18 protein-coding genes and 1 riboswitch are annotated in these 19534 nt (G+C 65.5%); of the genes, 7 read left to right on the top strand and 11 right to left on the bottom strand.

The annotated features are described in order from the left end of the window. The first annotated feature begins 43 nt into the window (after positions 1–43). Positions 44–2077 (top strand): carbon starvation CstA family protein, encoded by a 2034-nt coding sequence (locus V4558_09295; protein ID MES2305692.1) that lies wholly within the window; start codon positions 44–46, stop codon positions 2075–2077. Next, positions 2074–2271, top strand: a complete 198-nt coding sequence (locus V4558_09290; GenBank protein ID MES2305691.1) for a YbdD/YjiX family protein — start codon at positions 2074–2076, stop codon at positions 2269–2271. The genes V4558_09295 and V4558_09290 overlap by 4 nt, the downstream gene beginning before the upstream one ends. Before the next feature lie 13 nt (positions 2272–2284). On the opposite strand, the gene V4558_09285 is transcribed toward V4558_09290, so the two are convergent. Genes V4558_09285 through V4558_09275 form a run of 3 tightly spaced genes read right to left on the bottom strand, consistent with a single transcriptional unit; the run spans position 2285 to position 4424 of the window. Beyond that, positions 2285–3097 carry a hypothetical protein gene (locus V4558_09285; GenBank protein MES2305690.1) on the bottom strand — a complete coding sequence of 271 codons (813 nt, stop codon included), beginning with the start codon at positions 3095–3097 and terminating at the stop codon, positions 2285–2287. Continuing rightward, positions 3094–4023: an ABC transporter ATP-binding protein gene (locus tag V4558_09280; protein ID MES2305689.1), complete on the bottom strand. Its 930-nt coding sequence runs from the start codon at positions 4021–4023 to the stop codon at positions 3094–3096. The genes V4558_09285 and V4558_09280 overlap by 4 nt, the downstream gene beginning before the upstream one ends. After that, positions 4020–4424 (bottom strand): GntR family transcriptional regulator, encoded by a 405-nt coding sequence (locus V4558_09275; GenBank protein MES2305688.1) that lies wholly within the window; start codon positions 4422–4424, stop codon positions 4020–4022. The genes V4558_09280 and V4558_09275 overlap by 4 nt, the downstream gene beginning before the upstream one ends. Before the next feature lie 119 nt (positions 4425–4543). Between V4558_09275 and V4558_09270 the strand changes: the two genes are divergently transcribed. Then, positions 4544–5371: an AraC family transcriptional regulator gene (locus V4558_09270; GenBank protein ID MES2305687.1), complete on the top strand. Its 828-nt coding sequence runs from the start codon at positions 4544–4546 to the stop codon at positions 5369–5371. Here the strand turns inward: V4558_09270 and V4558_09265 are convergent. Next, complete coding sequence (locus V4558_09265) at positions 5325–6683, bottom strand: alpha/beta hydrolase (GenBank protein ID MES2305686.1); 1359 nt, start codon at positions 6681–6683, stop codon at positions 5325–5327. The two genes, V4558_09270 and V4558_09265, sit on opposite strands and share 47 nt — an antisense overlap. A gap of 161 nt (positions 6684–6844) precedes the next feature. Between V4558_09265 and V4558_09260 the strand changes: the two genes are divergently transcribed. Then, the gene (locus tag V4558_09260) at positions 6845–7492 is read left to right on the top strand and encodes a hypothetical protein (protein MES2305685.1); all 648 of its coding nucleotides are present in this window, start codon (positions 6845–6847) and stop codon (positions 7490–7492) included. Positions 7493–7496: 4 nt separating this feature from the next. Here V4558_09260 and V4558_09255 read toward each other — a convergent pair whose 3' ends face one another. After that, positions 7497–9305: a DUF2911 domain-containing protein gene (locus V4558_09255; GenBank protein ID MES2305684.1), complete on the bottom strand. Its 1809-nt coding sequence runs from the start codon at positions 9303–9305 to the stop codon at positions 7497–7499. A 107-nt stretch (positions 9306–9412) separates the two neighbouring features. Here V4558_09255 and V4558_09250 point away from each other — a divergent pair, with 107 nt between their 5' ends. Next, a complete protein-coding gene (locus V4558_09250; GenBank protein MES2305683.1) occupies positions 9413–10318 on the top strand; it encodes a helix-turn-helix domain-containing protein in 906 nt (301 codons plus the stop codon). Positions 10319–10435: 117 nt separating this feature from the next. On the opposite strand, the gene V4558_09245 is transcribed toward V4558_09250, so the two are convergent. Then, entirely contained in the window at positions 10436–12565 is a 2130-nt protein-coding gene (locus V4558_09245; protein ID MES2305682.1) for a glutamine synthetase III, read from the bottom strand. A gap of 320 nt (positions 12566–12885) precedes the next feature. Between V4558_09245 and V4558_09240 the strand changes: the two genes are divergently transcribed. Then, positions 12886–13431: an RNA polymerase sigma factor gene (locus tag V4558_09240; GenBank protein ID MES2305681.1), complete on the top strand. Its 546-nt coding sequence runs from the start codon at positions 12886–12888 to the stop codon at positions 13429–13431. Beyond that, the gene (locus V4558_09235) at positions 13428–14627 is read left to right on the top strand and encodes a hypothetical protein (protein ID MES2305680.1); all 1200 of its coding nucleotides are present in this window, start codon (positions 13428–13430) and stop codon (positions 14625–14627) included. Before V4558_09240 ends, V4558_09235 begins: the two co-directional genes overlap by 4 nt. A 3-nt stretch (positions 14628–14630) precedes the next feature. Here V4558_09235 and V4558_09230 read toward each other — a convergent pair whose 3' ends face one another. The 5 genes from V4558_09230 to V4558_09210 form a co-directional block, all read right to left on the bottom strand. After that, the gene (locus tag V4558_09230) at positions 14631–15863 is read right to left on the bottom strand and encodes an MFS transporter (protein MES2305679.1); all 1233 of its coding nucleotides are present in this window, start codon (positions 15861–15863) and stop codon (positions 14631–14633) included. Then, positions 15845–17257 carry a hypothetical protein gene (locus V4558_09225; protein MES2305678.1) on the bottom strand — a complete coding sequence of 471 codons (1413 nt, stop codon included), beginning with the start codon at positions 17255–17257 and terminating at the stop codon, positions 15845–15847. Before V4558_09225 ends, V4558_09230 begins: the two co-directional genes overlap by 19 nt. Then, the gene (locus V4558_09220; protein ID MES2305677.1) at positions 17254–18237 is read right to left on the bottom strand and encodes a sugar phosphate nucleotidyltransferase; all 984 of its coding nucleotides are present in this window, start codon (positions 18235–18237) and stop codon (positions 17254–17256) included. Before V4558_09220 ends, V4558_09225 begins: the two co-directional genes overlap by 4 nt. A gap of 4 nt (positions 18238–18241) precedes the next feature. Further along, complete coding sequence (locus V4558_09215; GenBank protein MES2305676.1) at positions 18242–18598, bottom strand: cupin; 357 nt, start codon at positions 18596–18598, stop codon at positions 18242–18244. A gap of 90 nt (positions 18599–18688) precedes the next feature. After that, on the bottom strand, positions 18689–19216 hold the full coding sequence (locus tag V4558_09210; GenBank protein ID MES2305675.1) for an outer membrane beta-barrel protein: 528 nt from the start codon (positions 19214–19216) through the stop codon (positions 18689–18691). 216 nt (positions 19217–19432) lie between these two features. After that, positions 19433–19507, top strand: a riboswitch (cyclic di-GMP riboswitch). Positions 19508–19534: the final 27 nt, after the last annotated feature.

Here is a 19534-nt window from a genome sequence, read left to right as displayed (position 1 = left end):
GGCGCCGGCTCGACTGACGGCCGGCACCGAGTAGTTTCCGTAGATGCGACGCATGTTTCCATTGCTTGGCGCGGTAGCCGCCGCCGCGGGATGGGGGGCGATTGCCCTCCACCGTGGCGAAACGATCAACGCTGCCTGGCTCGTGCTGGCAGCCGTGGGCAGCTACCTCGTCGCCTATCGCTGGTATTCACGGTTCCTCGCCGAGCGCGTCCTCGCGCTTGACGATCGCGTCGCCACGCCGGCGCACCGCCACGCCAATGGTCGCGACTTCGTCCCGACGACTCGCTGGGTCCTCTTCGGTCACCATTTCGCGGCGATCGCCGGCGCCGGCCCACTGGTTGGGCCGGTACTCGCGGCGCAGTTCGGCTACCTCCCGGGCACCCTCTGGATCGTGATCGGCGTGGTGCTCGGCGGCGCGGTGCAGGACTTCGTGATTCTCACCGGCAGCGTCCGCCGCGATGGCAAGTCGCTGGGGCAGATGGCGAAGGAAGAGATCGGCCCTGTCACCGGGCTCATCGCGATGGGCGCGATCCTCGCGATCATGGTCATCCTGCTCGCGGTACTGGCGCTGATCGTGGTGCGGGCCCTCGCCGATTCACCGTGGGGCGTCTTCACCATGCTCTGCACCATCCCGATTGCCCTGCTGATGGGGATCTGGATGAAGGTGTGGCGACCGGGGCGGACCATCGAGGCGACCACGATCGGCGTCGTGTTGCTGCTCGCGGCCCTGGTGGCGGGGCGCTACGTCGCGGCCTCCCCCACACTTGGGCCCTTCTTCACGCTCGACGGCGTCACCATCGCGTGGGGGGTGATCGGGTACGGCTTCATCGCCTCGGTGATTCCGGTCTGGCTGCTGCTCTGCCCGCGCGACTACCTCTCGACCTTTCTCAAGATCGGCACCATCCTCGCGCTGGCCCTCGGCATCATCCTCACGCTGCCGACGATCCACTTGCCGGCGGTCACCAGCTTTGTCGACGGCACGGGGCCGGTGTTCGCCGGGTCACTCTTTCCGTTCTGCTTCATCACCATCGCCTGCGGCGCGATCTCGGGATTTCACGCGCTGGTCGCGAGCGGTACCACACCCAAGATGCTCGACCGCGAGAGTGACGCGCGGCTCATCGGCTACGGCGCGATGCTGATGGAGTCGGCCGTGGCGCTGATGGCGCTGATCGCCGCCGCGGTGCTCGACCCCGCCGTCTATTTCGCGATGAACGCTCCGCTCGCCTCGCTCGGCGGCGATGCCACGCACGCGATCGAGGTGATTCGCGGCTGGGGCTTCACACTCGCTCCAGGGCAGATGGAAGCACTGGCCACCTCGGTGGGTGAGAAGACGCTGCTCGCGCGCACCGGGGGCGCACCATCGCTGGCCGTGGGAATGGCGCAGATCTTCTCGGGCGTCTTCGGGCAGTCGCTCAGCGCGCTCTGGTATCATTTCGCCATCATGTTCGAGGCGCTCTTCATCCTGACGACGGTGGATACCGGCACGCGCGTCGGTCGCTTCATGTTCCAGGAACTCGCGGGCTATGTGTGGGCGCCGATGCGCCGCACCTCGTGGTATCCGGCCACCGTGCTGGCCTCGGCCGTGGTGGTGGCGGCATGGGGGTGGTTCCTGCTGCAAGGAGTCACTGATCCACTCGGCGGGATCAACTCGCTCTGGCCGCTCTTCGGCATCAGCAATCAGTTGCTCGCGGCGGTGGCACTCTCGGTCGGCACCACGCTGATCATTCGCTCCGGCAAGCAGCGCTATGCCTGGGTCACCCTGCTGCCCCTCGGCTGGCTGCTCATCATCACGACCTCGGCGTCGTGGCAGAAGATCTTCAGCACCGACCCGCGCCTCGGCTTCCTGAGCCACAAGACCAGGCTGGCCGCCGACATTGCATCGGCGGCGCTCGATCCCGCGAAGGGCGCGCGGATGATGTTCAACGACAACGTCAATGCGGCGCTCTGCGCGCTCTTTCTGGTGGTGACGTGGGCAGTGGTCTTTGCTTCGATGCGAGCATGGCTTGCTGGAGAAGGGAGAAAGGGGAAGGGAGAAGGGAACGCACAGGCAGGAGCGATGATCGAGATTGCACAGTGAGCCCCTCCCTTCTCCCTTCTCGCTTCTCCCTTCTCCTTGCAACGGTGCGCCGCGTGTTCGGGATGCCTGACTACGCCGCGCACCTCGAGCATCTGCGGATCGCGCACCCCGGCTGTCCCGTCCCCAGTGAGCGGGAGTATTTCGACGCCTTCCTGCAGGGGCGCTATCGCGAGGGGGCGAGCCGCTGCTGCTGAGTGTCCCCTGCGATCACCCTCTGCCCTGCCGCGGTAAGCGCCCGACCGCCTGACCCGTCAGCAGGGTCGCGAGAAGCAGCCATAGCACGACGGCCGTTGGGTGGGTCTCGCGATGTTTGAAGGCGTCCAACCCGGCGAGCACGGCAGATCCGATCCCCCAGCGGCCACCGATGATGTGATTCGACACCCATTCGAAGGTGGCGGCCACCCAGGCGAGGCGCTGACTGAGGAGTGCGGCGAGCATTCCGGCGAAGAATCCGTAAATCAGCACGCGCGCCACATTGCCGATCGCACTTCGGGTGAGCAGCCCCGCCAGACTCGCCAGAAAATAGGTTACCGTGAGCGAGCCCCCCGCGAGCAGGAAGGCACCGGGCGTCGGCAACGGTACCGAGGGAGGAAGCAACCGGACCTGGAGCAGCAACGCGATTCCGAACAACACGAATGTGGCGGCTGCCACGATCAAGGCACCCGCGCCAACGCGCAACAATTCGTGCTGATCGCGATTGACCGGAAGAGCGTGGAGCGCGACACGCCGATCCGGCGGCAGGCCCTGCCATACCACGCCGGGGAAGAGCAGCGCGACGACGAGGGCAATTCCCTGTGCGATGGCGAAGTAGGGAAGCAGCGCCCAGCCGATCGCCCCGTCGTTCCTGACAATCACGTCGGTTGAGTTCAGCACGCCGATCAATGCGGCAACCACCACCACTGCCGCGATCGTCGCCAGTCCGATGCGGCCGAGAATCGATTCGAGTTGCTGTCGCAGGATCCGGCGGCGCGAAGGGACCATCGCGAGTTCGGCGGTCGTCGCCACTCGAGGTGTCGTCACGCGGCCTCCGTGGCGGCAGACGCCGCCAGCAGCACCACAGCGGCTTCCTCAAAGTCCATCGCTCGCTCCTCCACGACCTCGGCACCAGTGGTCCGGAGCCAGGCGATCGCCTCCGAGACGTCGCCCACCACCGTCCAGCGGTGTTCACTCGCACGGCTCTCCTGCCGCACGATGCGGATCGGCGCGCCCGCCAGTGGCGGTGGCCCTCCGGAGCGAACGAAGAGTATCTGTCGCACGGTCGCGTGCAATTCCTCCGTCGTCATCGCCTCGACCAGTTGACCACGGTGCAAGACGGCCACACGGTCGGCCAGGGTATTCATCTCGTGCACCTGATGTGTGGAAACAATGACGGTGGCCGGTGAATCGGCGAGATGTCCCGCGAGAAGTTCCTGGACGCGCGACCGGATCAGGGGGTCCAGTCCGTCAGTGGGTTCGTCGAGAATCAGTGCGCGTGGTCGATGGGCCAGCGCGCAGACCAGTTGAGCCCGGCGAAATTCACCTTTCGAGAGCGCTCGCACTCGACGATCGAGTCTCAGATCAAGCGCCTGACAAAGCCGCTCGGCGTAGGCCGTGTCCCACGTGGTTCGGTAGGCTGCATGCTGTGCCAGCACTTGACCGAGACGCATCGCACCGAATGGCCACTCGCCCGTCTCCGGGACATACCCGATCTGGGCGCGCACCACACCGCCATGTCGCGCGGGATCGAGTCCGAATGCCCGGACGGCTCCGCCGGTTGGTGCGAGCAGATCGAGCCAGAGTTGGAGAAGCGTCGTTTTCCCGGCGCCGTTGGCGCCGACGAGGAGGAGAAACGCGCCGTTGGGCACCGTCAGGTCCAGCTGTCGCAAGGCGAACTGCTTGCCGTAGCTCCGATCAGCCGCCATCGCCTCGAACGCTGCCTCGCCAATCGACTCGGTGCGCACGGTCACGCTGCACCGCGTCGCGGCAATCTGCCACGCCGCACGGTCCCGGTGAGTGCTTCGAGCTCGGCAATCAGGTCGTGCACGGAAAGGCCGGCGCCCGCGGCCGCGCGCGCAGCCGCGGACGCCAGTTCGCGCCTGACGGAAGGATGGACCGCTGCGCTCGCATCGTGCGCGATGAAGGTGCCCTGGCCCCGGCGAACTTCGATCAATCCCTCGCGCTCCAGCTCGCGATAGGCGTGATGCACCGTGTTGGGATTGACCCGCAGGTCGACTGCCAGCTCGCGGACCGAAGGCAGTTGGTCGCCAGCGACCAGTCGACCCGCCGTCAGCGCCTGCCCGAAGGAGTCGACAATCTGCTGATAGATCGGCCGTGGATCACGAGCATCGATTCTGGGAAAGCGGGACATTGGCGCCTCTGTGTATTAGTACACTAATACACTAGCAGCGTTCCAGCGCCCTGGCAACCCTCTGGGGCGCTGCCGCGTCGAACGGCGGGAGTCGGCACACCACCCGTGAGGCGAGTCAGATGTCAGACCAGGACCCGGCAATGCTCTCCCTCATCGAACGACGAAGTCGGCCGGTCGCCCTCTTCGAGATGTCGGTTGCTGCCGACACTCGCGTCCCGCCCCACGACCACGAGCGTGACCACCTCTGCATCGTCCTGGCTGGTGGGTTCGCGGAGGAGCATCGTCGGGGCGCCGAGTGGTGCGGTCCGATGTCGTGGCGACTCTCACCGGCGGGAGATACCCATCGCCTGCGCATCGGATCGACCGGGCTGACCTGCCTGCTGGTCGAGCCCGGGGCGGTCGAACTCCCGAAGGTGCGGGACCGCGCCTATCTCGCGGGGACGCTCGTCGTGCCGCTCGCGCGAAGCCTCCAGCGCGAGCTGGCGCAGGGCCCACACGCCTCCACGCTGACTCTTGAATCGCTCACCCTGGAGCTCTTCACCCAGGCGACGAGGACCGGCGGTCGGCGAGGCGAGGCACGTCCGCCATGGCTCGCGCTCGTGCGCGACGCTCTGCATGCCTCCTTGCCGGAGACACCCTCGCTCAAGGCGCTGTCGCAACTCGCTGACCGCCACCCAATGCAAGTGGCTCGGGGTTTCCGGACCCATTTTGGATGCTCGGTCGGCGAGTATCGCCAGCGGGTTCAACTCGAGTATGCCCGCCGTCAGTTGATCGAATCGGACGCACCACTCGCCGCGATTGCCTATACCAGCGGCTTCGCCGACCAGAGCCACATGACACGCCTCCTCCGACAACGGCTCGGCGTGACTCCGGCACGATTGCGGGCGCAGACGCGCGCGGTCACCGAGTCGGACGCGCCGGGTCAACCACCTGGGTCAGCCAAGTGATGATTGTCCTGATATAGGCAGGGTGGAGGCGAGGAATGTCACCCGCAGTCGCTGGAAGTAGAAACTGGTGGTTGGCCTCCGTGAGCATCTTGGTGGTGAGTTGGCCAGTCGTCCCACCCGGGAGCTCCCGCTGCAGATGCTCGATCGCCACCGACGTCGGCACCGCCTTGTCGTCGTTGCCATAGAGGGCCAGCATCGGTTGGTGGATCTTCGCATACAGTTCGGGAAGCGGCAGGGCAAGATCCTTCGCGAAGACCTTGCGCGCGGGCGGCCAGTCCCCGACGGTGGGGTCTTTCACCGGCGAGATCAAGCCCAGCCACCCCGCGTTGGCGTAACGTTGGAATATCGGCCGAAAGCGAACGGAATCACTCCCGCCACTCTTGAGGTATTCAAAGTAGGCCGTGATGTACTCCTTGGCTCCCGCCACTTCGGCGGGCGGGAATCCGGAATCCGCCACCAGCCGAACGCGACGATATATCTCCTGGTCGCCTCCGGAGACCCCTCCTCCACTCGTCGCGATCGAGAACGCCAGAGTCGGATCGGCGGCGAGCAACAGTGCCGAAAGCCATGGTCCCTGACTCGTGCCCAAGGTTCCAATTCTGGCAGGATCAATATTTGATCGAGTACGCAGCAACGCGATCCCTTCACGGGCATCGCCGGCCAGCTCTTCAAGGGTGGAGGTCTGCCAGTTACCCGTCGACCCGCCCGTGCCGCGCTTGTCGTAGGAGAGCGATGCAATGCCGCGACTGGCAAAGAGACCTGCGTAGCTGGGAAAGGTCCCCCGCGTGGCGTCGCCCGACCCGTGCAGAAAGACGACCGCGGGCCGTGGACTTGTCCCTTTCGGCGAAACCAGCAACCCCGTCAGGGTGACATCGCCGTGTCGCCAGGTCACCTCCTCGGTCACCAGTGGGATCTCAGGCAGCAGTCGATCCGCCTGCCCTGCCTCACGGATCATCAACGCAGAACTTCCCGTACGATCAGTTGTAAACCAGAGGTACTCCGGCGAAGGCTGCCGAGACCCGTTGTCGATGAAGGTGAGTTGAAACGTGTCACCTGCCACCGGCATCATCGCGCCGAGTCGGCCAGTCACCCAGTCTGAGACATAGGAGATCGGCATCCCGGGAAGTGCCTGGACACTGACGACCAGCTCGCCATCACGAAAGGCGCGCAACGCCGGCCCTGCGGTTGTCCCGCCGCTCGGCAGCGCGTGTGGAGTCGAGACCACCGATGAATTTTGCTGGGCCGAGAGTCGAGCGGCGAGGGCGAGGACGAGGGCGAGGGCGAGGGACAGCAGGAGGAGCGACTGCTTCATCTGGTACCGGTCCGGGGAAGTAGTATCGACGTCCAGCGCAAACTCGTACCGCGGAGGAGGATCGGATAGAACCAGCGAAGCGCTCCCCCGCGCTGCAACCATCCAGCGACTGAGAACGTCCCCCCATCAGAAACGTCACTACCTGCCCAGGAGTAGCCCGCATGCGTCGTCACTCGATCACCTTGCTGATCGGCCTCGTCCTCTGCTCCACCCCGGCCGCGAGCGCGCAGCGCACCGTCACGGGTCAGACCCTGAGTTCGCTACGCGAACCCGCCATCAACATCACGGCCACCGCACCGTTCCACTACGTCGGCACGCAGAGCTTCATCCTGTACGGGATCGCCGATGCCGAACAGCATTTCTTCGTCGAGTCGGAAGGCGGGCACATCAAGCGACTGATCTGGATCCAGTTCGAGTCGATGCGCGCAAACTCCACCGGCAAGTACGGCTATGAGACGTCACCGCTGATCCGTGGCTGGGGGCGCGACCTGCGCGTCGACGCCTATGCCACCATCACGGCAGCGGCCGACTCCGAGCCACGCCCCGAGTCCGATGGCGCACGAATGCGAAGCTTTCTCCGCGCAAAGGGGCTGACCTTCTCTCGCGATGTGCTGATGCAGCGCCTCGTCTGGGTGCCCGACGCCGACAAGCGTCGCGAGGTGATGGTGATCTACACCGAAGACCTCACCCTCCCCGGCATCATCTCGGCCGACCTGCGCGACGGCGGCCGGAAGCGCGATCAGTGGCCTGCGATCGCGGCCGCGCTTCAGACGCGGGCGCTTCAGGCACTCAGCATCACCGATCGCTGAACCCTCAACGCACCGCGATCGGGGCGGTCCAACGGAACTTCCCCCACATCAGCACGAGCGTGCCATGTGTGCTGTCGGCCGGTTCGACCGACAGCGTGAAACGCTCGGTTGACGCGTCGGTGCTCGCCACCGCGAGCGGCGCCCGCCCGAGGTCCCGGGTCGAGTCGTATTGCGTTCCCCACTGCTTGAACTGCTTGTTCACGATCAGCTGCACACCACTCGCTGTCGGGAGCGTCCAGAGGGTGTAGGTCCCCGGAGCGAGTTCCAGCCCGGCCAGCGAGATCGCCGACGACGTGGTGAACTGCGTCGCGGCGTTCGCACCAGTGCGCCAGACCTGATCGAGGGGAATCACGTCACCAACCAGCACCCGGCCGCGCGCCGTCGGCCGGCCGTAATCGATCTGAAAACTTGCCGCGCCGATGCTGCCGCGTACGGTATCGCGGACGCTCATCTCCGACGGCGTGCCGGCCACTTTTTCTGCTGCCGCCCACACCGCACCCGTCGTCTCGACATCGGGCGTGTTCGCCAATCGCTCCACCTTCATCTTGAAGGTCGTGCGCGCGCCGCTGTAGGAGAGCATCCGCTCGCGCGCATCCATCATCGCCTCGCCGGTGCCGGAGAGCGCGTCGTGATGCGACACCTCCATCCTCCCGCCGGGAAACTTTCGCACCGTCCCGGCCGGCCTGACCTTGAGCAGGAAGGGATACTCCTCGGCCTGCGCATCGAGGTAGTAGATGCGAAGTGTGACACTATCTCCCGGCAGCCGCGCAGCCGCCGCGAAGTAGAGTTCCGAGAGGGAGTATTGCTGCCCCGACCATGGCATCGTCAGCATGCCGCCCTTCTCGACCGCGACGCGCCGGGTTCCTTCGCCATTGCGAATGCTGATCCGCACCGAGTCGCGACCATCATCGGCCACGACGTGCCGCTCCCGCCACTTCGGCGTCCGTGCATTGGGCAGCCGGATATCCGATTCGAGGTGACGCACACTGCCATCGGGCGCGAGATCGATCACCGTGTGTCTGCTGACGACCTGCGGGAAGCGCTCGACCTGGTCACTCACCAGGCGCGACCCTGTGCGCACAACCTTCTCCACGGAGACCGTGTCACGCCCGAGCGTGGCCACGAAGCCGTAGCGCTCCGGCGCGTCGCTGGTGACGGAAGCGGAGCGTGACGGCCGAACAACGAAGTTGGCGAAGTCACCGGGCGACTGATCGCCGACGAAGAGGCCAACGCCGCCTCTCGTGCGGTTCCCCGGCATGGTGATCGAGAGCACTGGACTGGGATTCCGGTTCAGATACGCCGTGACCTGGCGACCGTGAATCGCGACGCGCAGATGCACCCACGACTCGGCCCCGAGGTCGGACGGGACCGCCGCTTCGAAGGCGCCGGGGTGCTGCTTGCGAAGCGCGTCCCAACCGAAGTCGGGATAGTCGGCGTACTGCACAGCGTGGGCGCGCCGCGCCGAATCGGTCGACTGGAAATTGAAGGGGCGCAACCAGACCACTTCAAACGAGGTATCGGCCGCGATGTGGAAGGCGATGCCGAGGAAGCTCTTCTGCAGCACATCGCGACCCTTGAGATCAACCTCGAGTTCGCCGTCCTGGAACTGCATCGCCGGATTCCAGGCGAGCCCGCCGCCGGGCCGCTCATCGAAACGAAGCAGCGACCGCCCGCTCTCGCTGACCACGGCCGGCGTCCGGTTGAAATGCCGCCAGCCATCAGCCACATCGCGCATATTGACGCTGACGGCGACCTGAGCTCCGGCCACGGCGGGCGTGAGTCCCAGAAGGAGCGTGAGAATCCCGAAACGCATCGGCTGACCCCGGAGTGGAATGAATGGCACCTCTTCTGGGAGGATTTACGACCTTCGGACTTCAGCAGGTTCGGAGTATTCCGTTGAGTTCTGGTACTTTTCGACAGATGCCCGCGACTCGCCTCCGCCCTGGCCCCGCCAAACGTGCCACGATACCGGCACCGGTTCCGTTCCATACCACGAAGTACGGGCCGGAACTGCTTGTCGATGTCGCCACAGTGCGTGAGATGCCTTCCTTCATCCGGCAGGGGCCGCATCAGCTGGCCTTCTACGACATCATCCTCGTGACCGAGGGCCGAGGCACCTTCTCGCTCGACGGCCTCGAGTATCCCGTGAAGCCGGGGACACTGCTTTGCACCACTCCCGGACAAGTCAGGGAGTGGGACGTGCCTGCGCTCGACGGCGTCTGCCTCTTCTTTCCCGCGCTCTTCCTCGAAGAGTTCTTTAACGACTCGGGGTTCCTGCATCGGCTCCCCTTCTTCCACGCACCGGCCGGCGCCGCCGCGGTCGCGCTCTCGAAGAGCGAAGCAACCCGATGGCAACAGCAGTTGCTCGCGATGCGCCAGGAGCTCCGCCGCCTCCGGCGCGACAGTGCGCACCTTCTCCGCGCCCAGGTTTACGCCCTCCTGGTCACCCTCGCACGCCACATCATCCCCGATGGCACTGCTGCCAGCGCCGGCAGCAACAGCACGGTGACGCGCTTCCTCGAAATGGTGCACCATGATGTCGCGACGCACCGTCAGGTTGCCGAATTCTCGCGCCACCTTGGCGTGAGCCCCGGCTACCTCAACACCCTGTGCCGCAACCACCTCGGCCGCGGCGCCAAGGCGGTGATCGCTGACCGGGTAATGGTCGAAGCGCGCCGACTGCTCCGCTACAGCGACCTGACCGCGCAGCAGATCGCGCTTCGACTCGGCTTTCATGACGCCAGTTATTTCTCGCGCTTCTTCCGGCTGCAGTGTGGCCGCTCGCCGCGAGATTTTCGAGCCGAGCACGCTGGACGAACGGGGTAGACGCAAGCAAGCCCCCCGGGTGAAACCGGGGGGCTCGCTTCCCTTCGACAAGCTCAGCGCAGGCTGCTCAGGGTGAGATCCCTCGCTGCGCTCGGGATGACCTGGGCTTCGCCCAGGTCACTTCAAGAACAGCAGCTTCCGGTAGGTCGGCATCGGCCAGAGATCATCAGCGACGTGGTTCTCGAGCGCGTCGACTGCGGTGCGCAGGGTAGCCATCGCCGGGCGGACCTTCGCCTTGATGTGTTGCGCGTGCTTCATCGGATCTTCGTCGTCGTGTGCCGCTGCCATCTCGAGCGTGACCAGCGCCGCCCGTGCGTCGGTCACCAGCCCGACGAAGTGCTCGAGCGCCTTCACGCTGTCGATGCAATCGACACCAGCTGCTTCGGTCGTCGTCACCGCGTCGGCGATCTCGGTCTGCTGCCGCAGTGCGGCGGGGAGGATCATCGTGCGCGCCATCGCGATCATCGTCTCGGCTTCAATGGTGAGCTGCTTGACCCACTTCTCGACCGCGATGTGGTAACGCGATTCCACTTCGGCCTTCGTCAGCACGCCGTACTTCTTGAAGAGCTCGATGGTCTTCTTTGCCTTGAGCACCGGGAAGGCATCGACCGAGTCGCGCATGTGCGGCAGGCCGCGCTTCTCGGCCTCCCTGTGCCACGCCTCGTTGTAGCCGTCGCCGTCGAAGACGATCCGCTTGTGTTCCTTGAGGATCTTCTTGAGCACCGCGAGCACAGTGGCCTGCTGCTTGGCGGGCGTCGGGTTGTTGCCGGCGCCCTTCTCGAGTTCACCGGCGACGAAGTCGAGCGACTCGGCCACAATGGTGTTGAGCACCGTGTTCGGCCACGCGATCGACGCGGTTGATCCCACGGCGCGGAACTCGAACTTGTTGCCGGTGAAGGCGAACGGCGACGTTCGGTTCCGATCGCCCGAGTGCCGCGGGATCTGCGGCATGGTGCGGGCACCGAAGTCGATGGTGCCGCCCTGCAGCGTGCGCTTCGGCAGCCCCTGCTCGACCTGGGTCAGGATATCGGAGAGCATATCGCCGAGGAAGACCGAGATGATCGCCGGTGGGGCTTCGTTCGCGCCGAGACGGTGATCGTTGCCCGCGGCGGCGATGCAGGCGCGGAGCAGGTCGGCGTGAATGTCGACCGCGCGCAGCACGGCGCAGAGACAGGTCAGGAACTGCATGTTGGTGTGGGTGTCATCCTGCGGATCGAGCAGGTTGACACCGGTTTCCGTCGCCATCGACCAGTTGTTGTGCTTGCCGCTGCCGTTGACGCCGGCGAAGGGCTTCTCGTGAAGCAGCGCCTTGAGGCCGTGACGATCGGCGACCCGGCGCAGGATCTCCATCAGCACCATCTGGTGGTCGCTGGCGATGTGCGATGTCTCGAACAGCGGGGCGATCTCGTACTGACCCGGGGCAACCTCGTTGTGGCGAGTCTTCACGGGCACGCCGACGCGAAAGAGTTCCTCCTCGGCGTCGGCCATATAGGCGAGGACGCGAGCGGGAATGGCGCCGAAGTAGTGATCTTCCAGCTGCTGCCCCTTGGGGGGGCGAGCGCCGAAGAGGGTTCGCTCGCAGGTCACCAGGTCGGGGCGCTGGTAGAAGAGCTCACGATCGACGAGGAAGTACTCCTGCTCGGGGCCGACGGTGGTGATCACCCGCGAGACACCGGTGTCGGTACCGAAGAACTTCAGGATCCGCATTGCCTGCTTCGAGAGCGCCTCCATCGAGCGCAGCAGGGGGATCTTGGTGTCGAGTGCCTCACCGGTCCAGGAGACGAACCCGGTCGGGATGCAGAGGGTGGTCGCCTTGCCGTTGCGATTGAGGAAGGCCGGCGAGGTCGGGTCCCACGCGGTGTAGCCGCGGGCCTCGAAGGTCGCCCGCAGGCCACCCGAGGGGAACGACGAGGCATCGGGCTCGCCCTGGGTCAGGTCGGTGCCCGAGAAGTTGTAGATCACCCCGCCCATCCCGTCGGGCGACACCAGTGAATCGTGCTTCTCGGCGGTGAGGCCGGTGAGCGGCTGGAACCAGTGGGTGAAGTGGGTCGCCCCGCGCTCGACCGCCCAGTCCTTCATGGTGGCGGCGACAATGTCGGCGATCTTGGGATCGAGCAACTCACCGTGGTCGATGGTCCGCAGCAGCGACTTGTAGATCGCCTTCGGCAGCCGCTTCTGCATCACGGAGCGGGAGAAGGTGTCGGTGCCGAAGAGTTCGTCGACGCGCTCGGAGGGGGGTTGGGTCACGGGAGGTCCTTGGATGACGGATGACAGATGACAGATGACGGATGGCAGATGGGGACAACTTAGGGGGAGAGGTCAGCGTGGCAAGGTTTGGTTATGCGTCTAACTAAATGTCTGTTTCCTGCCACAGTACGGGCCTTTCAGGCTGCCGCTGACCTGCGGCGTGATTTAGTTGCACGGCTAACACATCTTGAACACAGATACCTCCGCCGGTCGATTCATCATCCGTCATCCGTCAACTGTCATCTAGGATCTGTCATCCGTCATCTGTCATCCGTCATCCTTTCCAGTAAGATCCCGCCTCCTCGCGGCGTTGGGCTTCTGTGACCGACCCCCTTCGCCCCCTCGGCTCCCCCTTGCCGCCGCTGCTGGCCCTGAAGCAGGGCGACCAGGCGGCGATTGCCGCGGTCTATCGCGACCACGCCCCGGCCCTGCTGCGGACGCTGACGGCGATGCTCGGCGAGCGAAGCGAGGCGGAGGATGTGGTGCATGACCTGTTCGTCGGGCTGCCGGAGGCGATGGGGCGCTATCAGGAGCGAGGGCAGTTCGGCGGCTGGTTGCACCGGATCGCGGTGCGGATGGCGATTTCGAAGCTCAGGCGCCGAGGTCGGCGGGGCGAGGTCGCGATCGAGGCGGCCGACGGGGTGGGAAGTCGTGCGACCGGCGACTCGGTAGCCACAAGCATCACCGTGACCGCCGCGCTCGCAGCGCTCCCCGAATCGTTGCGCACCGTGGTGGTGCTCCGGGAATACGAAGGGTGGCCGCATCGCGAAATCGCGGCGCACCTCGGCATCAGTGAAGGCGCGGTGATGACGCGCCATTGTCGTGCGCTGCAGAAGCTGCGCAACGCACTCAAGGAGGACCGATGATGCTCCTGCTGCACCCGCGGGAGGCCACCCTGCTCCGCTACGCTGCCGGCTCCGCCAAGGAGACGGCGCGCCGTCAGGTCGCGAGCCACCTCGCCGATTGTGATCGCTGCCGCGGCACGGTGCAATCCACTCGTGAGTTGCGAGCGACGCTCGCGAGTGGCGGCGCCGTTGGTGCTCCCGATCCGCTGCTGCAGAGGATCCTGCAGTCGCGGGTGCAGGGCGAGCGGGTGATCCTGCCAGTGGAGGCGCCGGTGCTGCAGCCGGGGTTTGCGGCGCCAAACACCAGGGTCGGTCAGCCAACGATCCGGCCCGCCTTCTGGCTGGTCTTGACGGGTGTTGCAGTGGCGGCGGTGGCAGTTGTCGGATCTGACCGCTACGAGAAGTCGTTGGTCGCGCGGATGGGGGGGAGCGCCGCCAGCTTTGCAGCGAGGGCCCCCAGACTGAAGCTGGATCCCAAAGTGCCCAGTGCTGGACCATTTGCCGCGGCACGACTTCGCCCAGTTCAACTTCGCTATGGCCAGGTTAGGTACAGTGCATCCGGCCCGCTCGAGTCGGTGCAGTCGAGCGCACTTCGTTTTGTTCGTAGTGGCACACCCGGCAGCGACTGGATTGCGATTACTACCATGGATACGCGCGAAGGTGGTCCGGACTCTATCTGGATCAATGGCGAAACCCTGGAGCCCGCGCAATGGCGGGAAAAGGAGTTCTACAAGCGGGGCGGCTCGGTCTCGACCTACCGCATGCATGGCAATGAGATCGCAGTGGATCGCCGATTCAAGCTTCCCACCGGTGTGGTGATGACTCGTGCGCGGGCAGACAGCCTCGCGCGAACGTGGGGTAGTAGCGACACTACCTACTCGCTGGCGGAGCCCCATCCTACCATCCTCCTCAACCAGGCGCATCTCATCGTTGCAATGATGGCATCGCCGCTCGCAGTTGGGTGGCAAGGTGCATTCGCGTATGTCAGCGTAGGTCGGAAAAAGGCTTCGACCTACGGCAAGCGTACCATAAGGATTACCGGGACACGGCAGATCGTCACGCCTGCGGGAGTTTTTGACTGCTGGGAGGCGCTGCTTCGAACCGACAACTACGAACGCCTGCAATGGTATCGCAAATCGGACGGCTTGTTTGTCGGGGAATCCTACGGAACTCGGAACGATGTGATGGCCAGGACGCTTCTCCTCTCCGAGGAGTAACCCTCACCCCTCCCCCTGACTCACCCCCAGCCACGCAGCCGTCGCGATCACCCCGGCGACGGCCGAGGCCAGCAGCGCTACCGCACTCCCGCGCGCATCTACGAGAAAACCGAACGCCAATCCCGCTGCGAGCGCGCCGAAGCCGAGCAGCGCCTGCGCCTCACCGAACGCCCGCCCGGCGCCTTTCGGCGCGAGCCGTGCCACTAATGACTTCTCCGCCGGCTCGCCGATCCCCGTCACCAGCCCGAGTGCGAGAAAGACGCCGATGAGTGCCGCTGGCGACGCCGCGATGCTGAATGCCCACGCGCCGATCGCGCCGAGTGTACCCGAGATCGCCACCACGCCGCGCTCGCCGATCCGGTCGACTAGCTTGCCCGCCGGATACGCCGACGCACTGCGCACCACGTGCAGCCCCGCCCACGCGAGCGGCACCATCGCCAGCGCCACCCCGCCCCGCAACAGATGCAGGATCAGCAGCGTCTCGGGCATGCGGGTCACGAGGATTGCGGAGAGGGCCCCCACCCGGAGATAGAACCGCGATCCCCCCGAACGCACCCGTAGGGGCGCCGCGTGCGGCGCCCGGGTCTCCGTCACCGCGTCAGTCTCACCGTCGAGATCGTGCCGCGCAGCGCGCGCCGCGACTGAAGTCGCGGCTCGCCCTGCATTCCTCAGCGTGAGCGCGAGCACGATCACCACCAGTAATCCCGGCACCACACTCCATGCGATCACGTCCCGGACACTCAACCCCTGCCTAATCAGCACCCACCCCAGCAAGCCGCCCACCACCGCCCCACCGTGATCAAACGCCCGATGAAATCCGAACGCGCGCCCACGCATCTCGAGCGGCACCGCCTCGGCGATCATCGCGTCGCGTGCCGGCGAACGGAGACCTTTCCCGACACGATCGGCCACGCGCAGCCCGATCACCACACCCGCCGACTGAGCCAGCGAGATCAGCGGCCGGATCGCACCGGCGAGCAGGTAGCCACCCAGCACGAGTGGCCCGCGCTTGGTGCTCTTGTCGGCGAGACGCCCCGAGACGAGGCGGACGAGTGAGGCAGTGAGGTCGGCTGCGCCGTCGAGGGCGCCGAGTGCAGCGGCCGGCGCACCGAGCGCGCCGACCATGAAGGCAGGAAGCAGCGGATAGACCATCTCGCTCGCCGCATCATTCAATCCGCTGACGAGCGAGAGGCCGCAAACGACCGGGGGGAGCTTCTTCAGCTCGACAGCGCCCACCTGGCCAGCGGCACGGAGAGGCCGCCCCCGGCAAGCGCGCGCTTGATGAAGGCGACCGGATCGCCGCCCTCTTCCGCGTACCAGCTCTGCCACGCTTCGTGCGCGAGCGCCGCCGCCAGCGAATCGAGCGGCTCTTCGGCCACCCGCCAGACCAGTGAGCGTGCCGACGGCTCGTTCATCCCGGTGAGTTGCATCGTGCGCTCGAGCAGCCCTTCGAGCGACGCGCGCCGCGACTGCAACAGCAGGTCGGTCTCGGCGGCAACCGAATCGAGCAGGGCCAGATACGAGAGCATCAGCTGGCGCTCGGGCAAGCCGGTGACCTCTGTGCTCCGCAGCAACGCCGCTACCGTGCGACCCCAGCCATCCATCAGCCCGGGCGCGACCAGCAAGCGACGCACAGCAGAAGTCTGCTGCTCACGCGACAGATCGAGCGAGAGCGCCGCCTGCTCGCGAATGGCCGCTGCGGTCAGCGTCCAGCGATCTTCGGCCTCGAACGGATCTTCAATCGGTGGCGCCGCACTCACCGGCACGCCGAGGATCACCAGTTCGCGCCGGACGCGCTCCCATTCACTGGGCCATTCGTCGCTGAGCGCTTCGAAGCCGATCGACTCATCATCGATCATCGAGCGCACCAGTGCGAGCGGATCATCGGAGCCGAGTTCCTGCGCGGCTGCGAGGAGCGACTTCTCGACACCAACCCGACGGAGTTCGAGCAGTCGCAACGTTCCCTTGATGCCGACCGGTTCGGAGCTGAGCGTCGCGAGATGGCGCTCGACGATATCCTCCCCCAGGCGTGCCTCACCGCCGATCCGCTTGAGGTCGTCGAGCCACGCACGATGCTCGGCCACCGCCACGAGCGCGGGCTGCACCGTGGAGTCGTCGAGATATTCGGAGGCCTCGTCGAGGGCCTCGAGGAGTTGCGCGGCCTTTCCCACGGTGGCGTCGGCGAGTTCCGCCGGGAGCTTGCGCCGGTCACTGCGGAGCGATGCCAGAAACTCGGGCAGTGCCAGGATCCGGTCGCGCAGTGCCGCCTCGGACTCGGCATCGAATGCCTCGTCCATCAACTCGTAGAGTGCCTGCTGGGCGTGCTCGAGCGGGCGAATGCCGTCGAAGGTATCGCCGCCGGCCTGTGCCTCGAGATCGACGATGTCGGTGCGGATGGTGTTGATGAGCATCGTCCGGTCGACTTCATCGTCGAGCGATTCGACATCCTCGAGATCTTCGATGGCGTTGGCGATGCTCTTGAGTGCGGCGACCTGCGCCACCAGCCACGGCGCGTCGAAGCGGCCTAGCCGATGGCGCAGCGCAGCAGGCGCATCGATCTGGTGACGCAGCGGATCGAGGTGGCGTGCGAGGTCGAGATAGGAGGCCAGCAGCTCTTCGAGTGGCGTCACATCGCCCCCGACACTTCGGAATGGGCACCGAACGAGCCGGAACCGGTGAAGTCGCTGATCAGCACGGCCTCGCCAAGCATCGTCTTGCTGAGGTGACAGCGCTCGATGGTGCAGCGCGCCGCGATGATCGAGTCCGCGATTGTCGAATCGCGCACGGTGGTGCCGGTCTCGATCGTCACATTCGGGCCGATGGTGCAGCGCTCGAGCGTGCACCCGGCCTCGATCAGCACCGGCTCGATGATGGTGACGTCGTCGCCCACCGGTTCGTGCGATGCGGCCCCGTGCGCGAGCAGGATGCCGTTGGTCTCGAGCGTCGTGCCCAGCTGGCCACAGTCGTACCAGCCACCGACCTCGGCCGTCAGAATCTTCCCGCCGGCCTCGATCATGTGCTGGAAGGCATCGGTGAGGTAATACTCGCCCTTGTTGGCGGGCGACTGGAGCACGTGATCGATGCCGCGCCAGAGGGCGTCGACATCCTTGATGTAGTAGAGCCCGATGTTGGCGAGCTTGGAGATCGGCGTCGTCGGCTTCTCCACGATCTTCGTCATGTAACCGTCGGCATCGGTGACGACCACGCCGAAGCGCTGATAGTCCTCGACTTCCTTGGCCCAGATGATTCCGTCGGCCGTGGTGGTGGCGGCGAGCGAGAGATCCGCCTCGAATACGGTGTCGACAAAGATGATCATCACCGGCCCGGTCACATGCGGTCGCGCGAGATTCACGGCGCCCGCTGTGCCGTCCTGCACCTTCTGCTCGATGAAGCGCGATGGCGTGTGATAGTGCGAGCGCGCATACGCCTCGACCTGCTCCTTGAGATGGCCGGTGATGAAGATCAGTTCATCGACCTGCAACCCCTTGAGGCGGTCCATCACCCAGTCCATCACCGGCTTGCCGGCGACCTTGAGCATCGGCTTGGGTGTGAGATGAGTATGTGGGCGGAGTCGGGTTCCCTTGCCTGCGAGCGGAATGATCACCTGCATGTGGTCACGATCTCCCGTAACGGTCGTTGAGCCGGACCAGATCGTCGAGCTCGGGCGTGGAAGCCTCGAGGACATCGCTGTCGACGACGGCTTCAATCTGATGAATGGTGAGTGCCGGAATATGTACCGAGTCACCCGCCAGGAAGGCGCGCTCGTCGGGGGCCGCGCCCTCGGCCGGCCAGATCCGGAGGATCAGCTGACCGGCGAGCACGTGCATCGTCTCGTCCTTGAAGTTGTGATACTGGCACGACAGGATCTGGCCGGCATTTACATGCAGGACCTTGCCGACATAACGGTCGGTATGGGCCCAGATCAGTTCGTAGCCCCACGGCTTGTCGATCTTTCGCGGTACCGTCGCCATTCCGCCTCCTCGCGGGTTGGTGAGTGGGGGTGAAACGTAACGCGGGAGCCGCACTGTTGTGCGGCTCCCGCGCCCCGACGGACCCGTAGGTCAGAGCCCGACGGTGAAGCCCCCGGCAATGCCGAGAAAGCCGGTGTCACCACGCTTGATGTACCGTGACTCGAGGTAAAGCCCAGCGGTGCCCATCGGGAAGTAGAGTCCGCCGCCCCCCGAAATCATCAGCTTCGACTCCGACTCGCTATTGCCTGTGGCCGGCTTGAATTTCTGGTTGAGGACGCCAAGACCGCCAAGGAGGTACGGCACAATCTTCCCCTTGGGATTGCCCACCGTGTAATCGAGGAAGCCGCCGACACCCAGCAGGTCGGTCCGATCGTCGGAGGACTTGTGCTTGTTGGAGCCGTACATCACCTCGGCGCCGAAGTTCGCCCGGTCGCTGATGTTGTAGCCGACGCCGGCGTTTCCAATCCATCCCCCCTTGGCATAATCACCGTAGTCGCCCATCGGCAGCGTCACCCCGGCACTACCAAAGAAGTATGCCGACTTCGCCTGCGCCTGCATCGGGTGAACCGAGCCGACCAGAACGACGAAGAGCAGCAGTGCCGGAAATGGTCGCCTCATGGAACCTCCGCAAACAAGAATGAAAACAGGGCCGGAACCGCCTAAAAACTTGACATCGGGTTCAGAAAGCAACCTGCGACACCCCCAGAATGCCGGTGCACCGCCAGGAGCGAGCCGGCCGCCGTTCCTCAAGTCGTTATGGGGACAGCAGATAGCCATGCGGTTCGGGCGGCACAGCGATTGCCTTCTCAATCAACAGGCGCGCATTCGGCGCGTTCACCGAACAGGCACACCCGGAGCGATCCGGGGTCGCAAAGCCAAGGGTCTCCCCGAGACAGCCCGGCTACCGAAGGAACGCGCGATTCGCTCCTGGATTCC

Source organism: Gemmatimonadota bacterium (genome assembly GCA_040388535.1).
Classification (GTDB): domain Bacteria; phylum Gemmatimonadota; class Gemmatimonadetes; order Gemmatimonadales; family GWC2-71-9; genus Palsa-1233.
The sequence above is the reverse complement of the archived record's forward strand: the minus strand, read 5'-3'. Positions and strand labels throughout refer to the sequence as shown.

Coding starts and splice junctions, on each gene's coding strand:
- V4558_09235 (MES2305680.1), top strand. CDS start 13,428: ATGATGCTCCTGCTGCACCCGCGGGAGGCCACCCTGCTCCGCTACGCT.
- V4558_09210 (MES2305675.1), bottom strand. CDS start 19,216: ATGAGGCGACCATTTCCGGCACTGCTGCTCTTCGTCGTTCTGGTCGGC.
- V4558_09275 (MES2305688.1), bottom strand. CDS start 4,424: ATGTCCCGCTTTCCCAGAATCGATGCTCGTGATCCACGGCCGATCTAT.
- V4558_09220 (MES2305677.1), bottom strand. CDS start 18,237: ATGCAGGTGATCATTCCGCTCGCAGGCAAGGGAACCCGACTCCGCCCA.
- V4558_09260 (MES2305685.1), top strand. CDS start 6,845: ATGCGTCGTCACTCGATCACCTTGCTGATCGGCCTCGTCCTCTGCTCC.
- V4558_09215 (MES2305676.1), bottom strand. CDS start 18,598: ATGGCGACGGTACCGCGAAAGATCGACAAGCCGTGGGGCTACGAACTG.
- V4558_09265 (MES2305686.1), bottom strand. CDS start 6,683: ATGAAGCAGTCGCTCCTCCTGCTGTCCCTCGCCCTCGCCCTCGTCCTC.
- V4558_09250 (MES2305683.1), top strand. CDS start 9,413: ATGCCCGCGACTCGCCTCCGCCCTGGCCCCGCCAAACGTGCCACGATA.
- V4558_09255 (MES2305684.1), bottom strand. CDS start 9,305: ATGCGTTTCGGGATTCTCACGCTCCTTCTGGGACTCACGCCCGCCGTG.
- V4558_09295 (MES2305692.1), top strand. CDS start 44: ATGCGACGCATGTTTCCATTGCTTGGCGCGGTAGCCGCCGCCGCGGGA.
- V4558_09270 (MES2305687.1), top strand. CDS start 4,544: ATGTCAGACCAGGACCCGGCAATGCTCTCCCTCATCGAACGACGAAGT.